The 12,562-nt window shown below is 41.3% G+C and carries 10 protein-coding genes; 6 read left to right on the top strand and 4 right to left on the bottom strand.

Translation table 11 applies throughout. The features are described from left to right. Positions 1-68: 68 nt before the first annotated feature. Positions 69-1,025, bottom strand: a complete 957-nt coding sequence (locus CWC04_RS01980) for a methylenetetrahydrofolate reductase (RefSeq protein WP_024033159.1) — start codon at positions 1,023-1,025, stop codon at positions 69-71. 259 nt (positions 1,026-1,284) lie between these two features. Here CWC04_RS01980 and CWC04_RS01975 point away from each other — a divergent pair, with 259 nt between their 5' ends. After that, complete coding sequence (locus CWC04_RS01975; protein ID WP_138684476.1) at positions 1,285-4,164, top strand: M16 family metallopeptidase; 2,880 nt, start codon at positions 1,285-1,287, stop codon at positions 4,162-4,164. Positions 4,165-4,251: 87 nt separating this feature from the next. On the opposite strand, the gene CWC04_RS01970 is transcribed toward CWC04_RS01975, so the two are convergent. Together CWC04_RS01970 and CWC04_RS01965 are read right to left on the bottom strand one after the other, a co-directional pair. Further along, entirely contained in the window at positions 4,252-4,566 is a 315-nt protein-coding gene (locus CWC04_RS01970) for a helix-turn-helix transcriptional regulator (RefSeq protein WP_054982750.1), read from the bottom strand. 1 nt (position 4,567) lies between these two features. Beyond that, a complete protein-coding gene (locus CWC04_RS01965) occupies positions 4,568-4,975 on the bottom strand; it encodes a hypothetical protein (protein ID WP_054982749.1) in 408 nt (135 codons plus the stop codon). A gap of 296 nt (positions 4,976-5,271) precedes the next feature. Between CWC04_RS01965 and CWC04_RS01960 the strand changes: the two genes are divergently transcribed. The 3 genes from CWC04_RS01960 to CWC04_RS01950 all read left to right on the top strand — a co-directional run bounded on the left by CWC04_RS01960 (position 5,272) and on the right by CWC04_RS01950 (position 7,867). After that, positions 5,272-6,201 (top strand): sensor domain-containing diguanylate cyclase, encoded by a 930-nt coding sequence (locus CWC04_RS01960; RefSeq protein WP_138684475.1) that lies wholly within the window; start codon positions 5,272-5,274, stop codon positions 6,199-6,201. A gap of 124 nt (positions 6,202-6,325) precedes the next feature. Next, positions 6,326-7,144 carry a serine O-acetyltransferase gene (cysE, locus tag CWC04_RS01955; protein WP_138684474.1) on the top strand — a complete coding sequence of 273 codons (819 nt, stop codon included), beginning with the start codon at positions 6,326-6,328 and terminating at the stop codon, positions 7,142-7,144. Positions 7,145-7,186: 42 nt separating this feature from the next. After that, the gene (locus tag CWC04_RS01950) at positions 7,187-7,867 is read left to right on the top strand and encodes a hypothetical protein (RefSeq protein WP_126008005.1); all 681 of its coding nucleotides are present in this window, start codon (positions 7,187-7,189) and stop codon (positions 7,865-7,867) included. A gap of 11 nt (positions 7,868-7,878) precedes the next feature. On the opposite strand, the gene xseA is transcribed toward CWC04_RS01950, so the two are convergent. Then, a complete protein-coding gene (gene xseA / locus CWC04_RS01945) occupies positions 7,879-9,210 on the bottom strand; it encodes an exodeoxyribonuclease VII large subunit (RefSeq protein WP_138684473.1) in 1,332 nt (443 codons plus the stop codon). A gap of 146 nt (positions 9,211-9,356) precedes the next feature. On the opposite strand from xseA, the gene guaB reads away from it, so the two are divergent. Beyond that, on the top strand, positions 9,357-10,826 hold the full coding sequence (guaB, locus tag CWC04_RS01940; protein WP_004586134.1) for an IMP dehydrogenase: 1,470 nt from the start codon (positions 9,357-9,359) through the stop codon (positions 10,824-10,826). A gap of 96 nt (positions 10,827-10,922) precedes the next feature. Further along, a complete protein-coding gene (gene guaA / locus CWC04_RS01935; protein ID WP_024033152.1) occupies positions 10,923-12,500 on the top strand; it encodes a glutamine-hydrolyzing GMP synthase in 1,578 nt (525 codons plus the stop codon). Positions 12,501-12,562: the final 62 nt, after the last annotated feature.

The raw sequence follows: 12,562 nt of genomic DNA, 5'->3' as shown, positions 1-12,562 counted from the left end.
CAATACACTTAAATATAGCAACAAAAAAGCAAGCCATTAGGCTTGCTATAAACAGGGAGAATTAGGCTCTAAGCGATTTGTTTTTCGGCTAGGTTTAATTCCATAATGGCTTTTAATAAACGGTATAAGTTTATTGATGCGTCAATTTCTTCTTTACGGTTTGTTAAGCTTTCAATATTTAAGCCTAGTGGCACATCAAGGTGCGCACAGCTTTTGAGTATTAGGTCGAGGTTTTCTCGGCAAATACGTACAGATTCACTTAAGGTATTGTCTGCATCAAGCATGCGCCATTTAGTGGCCTCTGGCACTGAGATACCCAACCATTGCATAAACTCTAAGGTTTTATCGCCACCGCACGGCGTAAACGTTAAAATAATCCGTTTTGGTGTAATACCTTGTGCTTTACAGGTGCGCGCGTAACTTGTTATTAGCTCTATAGTTGCTTGCGCGTCGTAAACCGCTTGCGATATAAAAAACTGACAACCTTGTGCTGTTTTTTCTATAAGGCGCTCGTGTTCATTTCGCTTACTTGAATGTCGCTCAGCAATGGTAACGCCCCCTAAAAAGAAGTCATCACTTTGCTCTGCCAATGTTTTATAGGCATCGGGCAAGCTTAGTTTTATATCACCTACCGATGAGGGGCTACCCACTAAAACGACATTTTTTAAATCGTAGTCGTTTTTAGTTTCATCCAACCAGCCTTTAAACTCCTCTACACCACGTTGTGCCACACTTTTGTAAGTAATGACATCTGGGGCAGATAAATTACGTAGTAAGTGACTGTATTCACGTGGGTCTACAGTTTGTTTAAACGGAAATGGGCGTGCTTTATCTGTACGGCTACTTTCATCTTGAATGTCGTAAATTATTACGCCGTCGTATTCAATTTCGTGTAAGCGAGCAAGTAGTTTTTCTGCAATGATTTTTAGTTGCGCTTTATCAGTACCAATTTTAGGCGGGGTAGTACCAATAAGATAAACACCTTGATTGGTGTCTTCTATTTTTTCTTGTAGTGATAAAGCCATAATCCTCATTCCAGCTTAGTTCAATGTATGTAATTTAATATAGCAGCCATTTAGACGTCTAGATAGATTTATTTAGTGAAAGTTTTTCAATCAACTTGAGCTTTTTTCATACTTAAATGTTTTTAAAATAGGGAATTGACACAGTTGTTTACATTATAAATAGCCGATGGGCTCTTATATTTAGTGGCTTTGGGGCATAATCTAAGCGAGTTAGTATTAAACCTAATAACAAATTTGCTCAATTTAAAAAGGGACAACAATGAAATTTAAATTACTAGCAACAAGCTTAGCGGTATCGCTGGCACTAACAGGCTGCGCAACACAGCAAAGCGAAAACACCCAAGCGGCACAACAACAGCAAACAACAAAAGCTGACGAACGTGTATTTTCGCAAGAGTACTTAATCGAAGAGCTTGATAACGGCTTACGTGTAATGGTTGTTAAAACTGATTACCCCGATGTAGTCTCGCTGCAAATTCCGGTATCGGTTGGCTCGCGTAATGAAGTAAAAGCAGGTAAAACCGGTTTTGCTCACTTTTTTGAGCACATGATGTTTAAAGGCTCTAAAAAATTTCCGCAAGAGGAATACACTGCCATATTTAAAAATGCAGGGGTCGATAACCGTGCTTACACCACTAACGATTACACAAACTACCATTTAAACTTTTCAAAGCAGCATCTTGATAAAGTACTTGAAATTGAAGCCGATATTTTTCAAAACTTAACCTACACCGAAGAGCAATTTAGAACCGAAGCGCTAACGGTTAAAGGGGAGTATTTAAAAAATAACGCCAGCCCAATTCGTAAGTTATTGAGCGCAGTACGCGAAGAAGCGTTTGATACGCACACTTATAAACATACCACCATGGGCTTTTTTGAAGATATAGAAGCCATGCCAGATCAAATGGCGTACGGTAAAGAATTTTTTGATAAGTTTTATAAGCCTGAATATGTATCGCTAGTGATTGTGGGCGATGTAGAGCCAGAAGAAACAATGGCTATGGTTAAAAAACATTGGGGTGGCTGGAAAAAAGGCGATTACGTTGCCGATATAAAAGCTGAGCCAAAGCAGCAAGCACCTAAATATGTACATGAGAAAAACGAAGGTTTGCCTGGTCATTGGTTGCTTGTATCTTACAAAGGGGCTGCATGGGAGCCTGCTAAAAAAGACAGAGCCGCACTTGATTTAATTTCACAGCTTTATTTTTCTAATAACTCCGATTTATACCAAGAGCTAGTTGTTGATAAACAAATAGCGAGTCAAATGTTTACCTACAATCCAGAGACAAAAGATCCTGGCTTACTGCATGTGTTTGTAAAAGTAGAAAACGAAGATGATTTAGCAAAAGCACGCGATGCTATTAACCGCACTTATGCAAAAGCACGTACCGAACTTGTTGATGAGCAAAAACTAAGTGATTTAAAGTCTAACCTTAAATACAGCTTTATTAACGGCTTAGATTCATCTCAAGCGATTGCATCAACCCTTGCAAGTTATATGCATTTTGAGCGCGACCCAGAGGTTATTAACCAGCTTTATAAATCGGCCGACAACATCACAGCACAAGATATTAAAGCTGTGGCTAATAAGTATTTTGTAGATGACGCGCGTACTACCGTAACTATGTCTGCACTTGATAAAGCGCCAGGGTTTGAGCAAGAAACAAGCTTAAACGCATTAGTCGCTAAGCGTGATAAAGCGCCAGAGGCACCCGTATTTAAAGTGCTTGATAAAACGAATAGCTCGCCGCTGATTGATGTAAACTTTTTATTCAATACAGGGGCTGCTGCAGACCCGCAAGGTAAAAAAGGGGTTGCTGCGCTCACAGCCGCTATGCTTGCTCAAGGTGGCTCGCAAAGTACTAGTTACAAAGACATACAAAAAGCGCTTTATCCGCTTGCTGGCAGCTTTGGTTATCAAATAGATAAAGAAATGCTGTCATTCCAAGGGCGTATTCATAAAGATAACGCTGATACATGGTATGCGCTTGTAAGCGATCAGTTACTTAACCCAGGTTTTAGAGATGATGACTTTAAGCGCCTTAAAAAAGAAATGATCGACGGTATTAAGTCGGGATTAAAAGCCTCTAACGATGAAGAGCTAGGTAAAGAAGTGCTTTACAGCGCACTTTACAAAGGCCACCCATACGAAAGCTACAATTACGGGGATATTTCGGATTTAGAAGCACTAACGCTTGATGATGTAAAAGCATTTTACAACACAGAGCTTACCCAATCTAAACTAACACTGGGTTTAATTGGCGCTGTGCCAAAAGCGCTTAAAACCGAAATCATGAGCGACTTAGCAACCTTACCTAAAGGCGAGCAAAGCCGTTTAAGTATTCCTGATGCGCCAGAGCTTAAAGGTCACCATGCCACGATTGTAGAAAAGTCGGCGCAATCTACTGCGGTATCGTTTGGTTTCCCAATTGATACTATTCGTAGTAGTGAAGATTGGACAGCCCTTTGGCTGGTGCGTTCGTACTTTGGTGAGCACCGTAGTTCTAACTCATACTTGTATGAGCGAATTCGTCAAACACGTGGTATGAACTACGGCGATTACGCCTACATTGAGTACTTCCCACGTGGCATGTTTCAAACTAAGCCTGATGCAAACTTAGGACGCTCTGAGCAAATATTCCAAATTTGGTTACGCCCGCTGCGCTCTAATAACGATGCACACTTTGCAACACGTACCGCTTTGTTTGAGCTGGATAAGCTTATTAAAAATGGCTTAACCGAAAAAGACTTTGAAGCAACACGTAACTTTTTAATTAACTACGTACCGCAGCTTGTCGCAAGTCAAAACCGCCAATTAGGTTATGCACTTGATAGTAAATTTTATAACACAGAGTCGTTTGTAAAATACGTGACAAGTAAACTTGAAAAGCTAACGCTTGCTGATGTTAATCGCGTGATTAAAGATAATCTGCAAACAGATAACGTACAGTACGTGTTTATTACCGGTGACGGCGAAGACATGAAAAAACGTTTAGTGTCAGAGCAAACATCGCCAATGGTTTACAACACAGAAAAGCCAGCAGCGCTTGTCGCTGAGGATAAAGTCATTGCCGATTATAAATTAGCTATTCCAGCTAACAACATTGAAGTAATGGCTGTTGAAAAAGTGTTTCAGTAATTAATCTCTTTTTCTAACATATAAAAAATGCCCCAGTGCTTATAGCTTGGGGCATTTTTATTTAATTAGTGCTATTAAAACGTAATATTAGTTAGTCGCTAAAAGCACTGAGCCTGCGCCTAGAGCAAAGCTTATTAAGGAGCTAATAACCACTCCCGCTAAAAAGCTTTTAGTTGGCGTACTTTTAACGTCATTATTTATAGGCTCATCAAGTTTAATTAGCTCGCCTTGGCGTACTTCAAGTACCGCGCAAAGCGCCATAGTGGTTTCTTTAGAAGCGGCGCCTTCTTTTTCTACCCGTTGAATGGTCCGCAAACTTACATCGCAGGCATCTGCGAGCTGTTGCTGCGTCCAATCTAACTTACTTCTAAGCGATTTAACTGTTGTAGGATTTAATTGCACGTTAAAGCTTCCCTACAAATAGCTCAACAATAGTTGCCGTTGTATAGCCAAACACCGCCCCACCTAATGTACAGCCAGCAAGAAAAAATGCTGCCTTTTTAGGATCGTCTGAAAGACTACTTTGAACTTGTTTGGCTATCACACTGCTATTTTTATAAAGAGTGCACTCCAGACGTCCTGTAAGTATATTAAGCATGTCAAATTTTACTTGGTACTGTGAGCCCTCAAAAGCAAAAGAGTGTGTGCTTGCACAGTAGATATTTCGTTTTTTACTGAATAGGTCATCGTTTACAAATACTTCTTCTTTACCAGTGAAGTAGCTTCCAAAACAGGCTATTTGATTGTCACCATCTTGAAAGTAAAATTTATAACCAAGCTTTTTTGTATTCAATATATCGTTTTTCATCATCGTTATCCTTGTTGAGTTGATGATGCTAATTTAGCGTTTGTTTTTATTTTTTACGCCGTCAGTAGTATGCCAGTAGCTAGTTTGGCATATGACAGTAACCCTGTCATGCTGCTTTAGTATCTGATTTTTAATGTAAAAGTAAAATTTTTATATTTTTTATAGACTATTTAGCTGTCATACGGAGTATTACTTCACATTAATAAATTATGCAAATAGCGTGAAGTAAAGTAACAATATTGTGTTAAAGAATTGTTATTGATTATACTGATTAACAACAAAGCTAAAATGGAAAGCTCGTGATTGACGATAAAGCGTTTTTTAAGTTGGTACTAGATACCACGCCCGACCAAGTAGTGGTTATTAATTCTAACGGCGACATAGTTTATATAAACCGAAGCTGGCAAAACTTTGGTGAGCAAAACGACTGTGCTTGCTGTGATATGTGGGAGCAGCAAAATTACTTAGCAGAGTGTGAAAAAGCTGCTAAAAAAGGAGATAGCTTTGGTTTAAAGGCATTTAACGGCATTAAATCAGTTATTACGGGGGCTAATGACGACTTCTATTTAGAATATCCATGCCATAGTGAAGATGAAAAACGTTGGTTTATGATGCGAGTAGTGTCGTTTAGCCATACAGATAAAGCGTATTACGCTATTAGCCATCAAAATATTACCGAGCGTAAACTGGCTGAAGAGCAAGTACAAAAACTTGCCGCTATTGATGGCTTAACTGATATTGCTAACCGAGGCTTTTTTGATACCTTTTTAGAGCAAGAATGGAATCGTTGTCAGCGTTTAGGTATGCCGCTTTCGTTGGCTATTATTGATATAGATGATTTTAAATTACTCAATGATACTTACGGCCACCAACAAGGCGATACATGCTTAAAAAGGGTGGCAAAAGTACTCAATGAATTTACTAAACGCCCAGGTGATTTATGTGCCCGTTTTGGTGGTGAAGAGTTTGTATTAGTGTATGGAAATACAAACTCAGATCAGGCCTTGTTAGTATTGAACGATATTTTAGAAAAATTAAAACAGTTAAACATTGAAAATAAACATTCATTACCCAGCCAAACCCTTACAGTGAGTGTAGGCCTCACTACTATTACACCCAGTAGTGACTTTACCTGTGCGTATTTAATCAAAGAAGCAGACGATTTACTTTATAAAGCAAAAGATAAAGGAAAAGATGCTTTGTGTGTGAGTGATTTAGCACTCATATAATTTTTTTACTCTTAGTTATACCTAATAACCAGAACAAATAACTAAGGCGTTAACACCTTAGGCTTTAAATCCGTTAAACTTAGGAAAAGGCTCTTTTTATATCAATTTAAGGCAGTGTAGTATTATGCGTCATGAAATTTGGCAACAGCTTCGTAGTGAAGCGAATGAAGTTGTAACTCGCGAACCCCTTTTAGCAAGTCATGTGTATTCATGCATTTTAAATCATGAGTGTTTAGGTTCGGCGTTAAGCTTTATTGTTGCTAATAAGTTGGCGGATGCTGTTGTATCGGCTTTTACAATACGTGAGTTATTCGACCAAGCGTTTGTAAAGTGCGACCGTATGCTTACCTATGTGGCCGAAGATATTAAAGCCGTTAAAGACAGAGACCCGGCAGCCGAAACCTACCTTACGGTTATTTTAAACTTAAAAGGGTTTCATGCTATTCAAGCGCATCGTTTAGCTAACTGCTTGTGGCAGCAAAACCGTAAAGAGCTTGCTCGTTTTATTCAAAGCCGAACCTCAGAAGTATTTGGGGTTGATATTCACCCTGCGTGTCAGGTTGGTAAAGGGATAATGTTTGACCACGCCACCGGTATTGTTATTGGTGAAACGGCGGTAATTGAAGATAACGTATCAATACTGCAATCGGTAACGCTTGGTGGTACGGGTAACGAGCAGGGCGACCGTCATCCTAAAATTAGAGCCGGTGTGCTTATTGGTGCAGGCGCTAAAGTGCTGGGTAATATTGAAGTAGGCGAGGGCGCACGTATTGGCGCAGGTTCAGTTGTTTTAACTGCGGTACCGCCACATACCACCGCTGTAGGCGTACCGGCTAAAATTATTGGCAGACCGGATTGCCCGTGTCCGGCGCAAAGTATGAACCAAAACTTTTTAACCACTACAGAGCCTGAAAACGAATCACACACCAGCGCCATGCTGTAATAGCAGCCTGTATAAATAAAAATAATTTTAAAAGGAATTAAAATGAACAAAAATAGCTTATTAACACTAGGGATAGGATTTATTGCGGGTGTAGGTTTAACGTGGAGCTACTTTAATTTATCTTCAAGTGACGCAAACCCCGCAAAGTTACAACATGCTGATACAAAGCAGCAGGCACCTTTTGTTCAGCCAGTTAAAAGCAGTGAAGCAACAGCAAAGCGTGTTGTACCCGCTGCCCCTGAACAAAGCGCTCGTATAGAGCAAAAAGATAATCCCCCTAAACCAGATCCACAACCGCTAGATGAGCTTCCTTTAGAAGAGCAAGTATCGCAGCTTAAACAGCAATTAGCAGCGCAAAAAGCCTTGATGAAAAACGCGGCGCAGCAGCTGCGTGACCCCTCTGATGCGCAAGCCGTTTTGCAAGCGCAATTTGATGAGCAAATACGTAATGAAGAGTGGGCTTATCAAACAGAAATAGCTTTACAAGATTTTTTACTTACCTCTGATCTAAGCTCTATCCCAGAGATTGTTAGTGCAGCGTGTAAAACCACCGTATGTAAATTTGAACTTGCTGCACCTACTGATAACGACTCGTTTGATCATACCCAATGGCGAGAGCTAAACGATAAGTTAATGAAGCAAGAGTTTTGGTTGCAATTTAAAAGAACAACCTCAACGTCAAGTGACACCGAACTTACCTTACTAATGGCCACAGAGCTTTAACTGAAAGAGCTTTACAACACCGTTGATTTTATAGCGCCATCGGCCAGCTCTGTAATTAGCACGTCACCCGCTTTAATGTGATCTACCGATTTAACCACTTTGCCTTGCGGGGTTTTGGTTATGCTGTAACCGCGCGCTAAAACATTAAGTGGGCTTACCGAGTCAAGCCTACTCGCTTGCAGCGCTAAGCTATTTTGCGCGTGTTGCAACTTGTGCTGCATTGCTTGCTCAAGCCGAGTTTGTATCTGCATAAGCTGATGGCTGGCCTGTGATAACTTTTTATCGGGCGATTGACGCATTAAACGCGGGGTTAAATTATTAAGCGTGCGCTCTTGTTGGTAAAGGCGATTGCGCATGCCTTGTTGTAAGGCAATAGTTAGCTCATCTAATCGCTGCGCTTTTTGATTAAGTTGATTGCGCGGATGACACAAGTTAAGCCGATGCTGTAACTGTGTTGCTAGTGCGCGCTTATCGGCCATATCGTGTTTAAAGGCATTATTTAACCGGTTAATGAGCTCAATAACCTTACTATGTAGCTCTTGCGTGTTAGGGCTGACAAGCTCAGCGGCTGCTGAAGGCGTTGCTGCGCGTACATCGGCTACGTAGTCACTGATGGTTGTGTCTATTTCGTGGCCTACCGCACTGACTATGGGTAATTCACTTTGATAAATAGCACGCGCAAGCTGCTCATGGTTAAAGCACCATAAATCTTCTAACGAGCCACCGCCTCGCCCTACAATAAGTACGTCGACTTCATTGCGTGCATTGGCTAACTGTATTTGGTTAATTAAGTGCACATGGGCTTCTTTGCCTTGCACCATGGCTGGGTAAATAATGACTTCTAATTGCGGTGCGCGGCGTTTAAGTACGGTTAAAATATCTTTTATAGCAGCGCCCGTTGCTGAGGTTATTACACCTACACGGTTTATATTTTGCGGCAGTGGTTTTTTATAGGCCGAACTAAACAAGCCCTCTGCGGCTAGGCGCATTTTTAATGCATCAAACTCTTGCTTAAGCTGGCCTTCACCGGCAGGTTCCATATGCTCAACAATAAGCTGATAATCACCGCGTGGTTCGTAAAGTGAAACACGGGCTCTTACTGTTACTTGTGCGCCGTTTTCGGGGCGGTAACTTTGAGAACGGTTATTGCCGCGCCACATAGCCGCTTTAATTTGTGCTTTTTCATCTTTTAACGAGAAGTACCAGTGCCCAGAAGCAGGGGTAATAAAGTTAGAAATTTCGCCTGTTAAAATTAGCGATGCAAAGCCCTGCTCAAGAACTGTACGAATCTCTCTGTTAAGGCGCGATACGGTGTAAACCGTTTGCGAAGGCTTCGAAAACATAAAAAACAACCTAAAACTATTATGAGGCAAGTTATAAGGCAAGTTTATCATAAATATTTGCGAAATATTATTTACGAATGCCCACAACGCTGTTAAAATTTGGCCGCAATTCCTTATCTTAGATCCACATGTGAGAAGTTGCCAAAATGCTTAGAATCGCTAAAGAAGCTCTTACCTTTGATGACGTACTTTTAGTACCTGGTCATTCTACTGTTTTGCCACACACGGCAAATATTTCAACTCGCTTAACGCGTGGTATCAAACTTAACTTGCCGCTTATTTCAGCATCTATGGATACTGTTACAGAAGCTCGTTTAGCTATTGCCCTCGCGCAGGAAGGTGGTCTTGGTTTTATCCATAAAAACATGACCATTGAAGAACAAGCGAGAAACGTACGTAAAGTTAAAACCTACGAAGCAGGTATTGTGTCATTCCCTGTTACTGTGTCTGCCGATTTAACCATTGCAGATGCGACGCTTCTTTCGCAAGAAAAAGGGTTCTCGGGATTCCCGGTTACTGATAGCGAAAATAACCTACTAGGTATTGTTACTGGTCGTGACATGCGTTTTGAAACGAAGCTTGAACAGCCTGTTTCTAGCGTTATGACTAAAAAAGACAAACTGGTAACGGTTCAAGAAGGCGCATCGCGCGAAGAAATTTTAGGTTTAATGCACGAACACCGCATTGAAAAAATCTTAGTGGTTGATGATGCGTTTAAACTAAAAGGCATGATCACCGTAAAAGATTACCAAAAAGCGCAAGACAAACCACATGCATGTAAAGACGAGTTAGGTCGTTTACGTGTAGGTGCTGCAGTTGGTGTTGGCGCAGGTACTGATGAGCGAATTGCTGCATTAGTAGAGGCGGGTGTTGATGTTTTACTTATCGATACTTCACACGGCCACTCACAAGGCGTTATTGACCGTGTTTCTCAAACTCGTGAAACTTACCCAGATTTACAAATTATTGCCGGTAACGTGGCTACAGCCGAAGGCGCAATTGCCCTTGCTGATGCAGGTGTGGATGCGGTTAAAGTAGGTATTGGCCCAGGTTCCATTTGTACTACGCGTATTGTTACAGGTTGTGGTGTGCCACAAATTACGGCTATTTCTGATGCGGTAGATGGCTTACAAGGGCGTGACATTCCAGTTATTGCTGATGGCGGTATTCGTTTTTCTGGCGATATTGTTAAAGCATTGGTTGCGGGTGCATCGTGTGTAATGGTGGGCTCAATGCTTGCTGGTACAGAAGAAGCGCCAGGCGAAGTTGAACTTTACCAAGGCCGTTACTACAAATCTTACCGTGGTATGGGCTCATTAGGTGCGATGGATCAAAAAGAAGGTTCGTCGGATCGTTACTTCCAAAAATCTAACCAAGCTGACAAATTAGTACCTGAAGGTATTGAAGGTCGCGTCGCTTATAAAGGCCCAATTGCAACGATTATTCATCAGCAAGTGGGTGGCCTTCGTAGCGCAATGGGATTAACGGGTTGTGCCACCATTGAAGAGCTAAATACTAAACCGCAGTTTGTACGTGTTACATCTGCAGGTATGGGTGAGTCGCACGTCCACGATGTGCAAATTACCAAAGAAGCGCCTAACTACCGCTTAGGTTAAACAACACGTTTAAATTACGGGGCTGGAATTACCAGCCCTCTTTTATAGCCACTAAGCAAATTAGTGGAATCTAGCATCTACTTTACGAGATCCTTCATGAGCAAAGATATTCACGATTCACGAATTCTAATTTTAGATTTTGGTTCGCAATACACTCAATTAATCGCGCGTCGTATCCGCGAAATTGGCGTTTACTGTGAGCTGTGGGCATGGGATGTGACCGAAGAGCAAATTCGCGAATTTAATCCACAAGGTATTATTTTATCTGGTGGCCCTGAGTCAACTACACTAGAGAACAGCCCGCGTGCACCTGAATACGTGTTTAACGCTGGCGTGCCAGTGCTGGGTATTTGTTACGGCATGCAAACCATGGCAGCTCAACTTGGCGGCAGTGTACACAGCTCAGATAAAAAAGAGTTTGGTTATGCACAAGTAGAAAAAGTGGGTAACTGTGCATTATTCGATGCAATTGAAGATCATATTACCGATGGCGGCAACGGCGTTTTAGACGTGTGGATGAGCCACGGCGACAAAGTAATGGAAGTGCCGGCAAGCTTTAGCACCACAGCTAAAACACCAACGTGTCCGCACGCTGCTATGTCTAACGAAGAAAAACGTTTTTACGGCGTACAATTTCACCCAGAAGTAACGCACACTCATCAAGGGCAACGTTTATTAGAGCGTTTTGCAATTGATATTTGTGGATGTGAAAAGCTATGGACACCTGCCAAAATTATTGATGATGCTATTGAGCGCATTAAAGAAACCGTTGGCGATGATGAAGTTATTTTAGGCTTATCAGGAGGTGTTGATTCATCTGTTGTAGCAATGCTGATCCATCGTGCAATTGGCGAAAACCTAACATGTGTATTTGTTGATAATGGCTTACTTCGCTTAAACGAAGGTCAGCAAGTTATGGACATGTTTGGCAATAAATTTGGCTTAAACATTGTCAAAGTAGACGCTGAGGAGCAATTTTTAGCTGACCTTGCGGGCAAATCAGATCCAGAAGAAAAACGTAAAGCCATTGGCCATACGTTTATTAATGTATTTGATGAGCAAGCTAAAAAGCTTAAAAATGCGAAGTGGTTAGGTCAAGGGACTATTTACCCAGACGTAATAGAATCAGCCGCTTCAGCGACAGGTAAAGCACACGTAATTAAATCTCACCACAACGTGGGCGGCTTACCAGATGACATGAAAATGGGCTTAGTTGAGCCATTACGTGAATTATTTAAAGATGAAGTACGTAAAATTGGCTTAGAGCTTGGTTTACCGTACGACATGCTTTACCGCCACCCATTCCCAGGGCCAGGTTTAGGTGTACGTGTACTTGGCGAAATTAAAAAAGAGTACTGTGATTTACTACGCCGTGCTGATGCTATCTTTATTGAAGAGCTACACAAAGCTGAGCTTTATCATAAAGTAAGCCAAGCGTTTACTGTATTCTTACCTGTTAAGTCGGTAGGGGTTATGGGCGATGCTCGTAAATATGATTGGGTTGTATCACTGCGTTGTGTTGAAACTATCGACTTTATGACGGCGCGTTGGTCACATTTACCGTATGAGTTTTTAGGTGTGGTTTCTAACCGTATCATTAACGAAATTGACGGTATCTCACGTGTTGTTTACGATATTTCTGGTAAACCACCGGCCACTATTGAGTGGGAATAACACCCGTTTTTACTAATGGTTAATGCCTTTTAGATAGCAAACATAGTTTTGTTATCTAAATA

The sequence above is a fragment of the Pseudoalteromonas sp. S2893 genome (assembly GCF_005887105.1).
GTDB lineage: Bacteria > Pseudomonadota > Gammaproteobacteria > Enterobacterales > Alteromonadaceae > Pseudoalteromonas > Pseudoalteromonas atlantica.
This window is presented reverse-complemented; position numbering and strand designations above follow the sequence as displayed.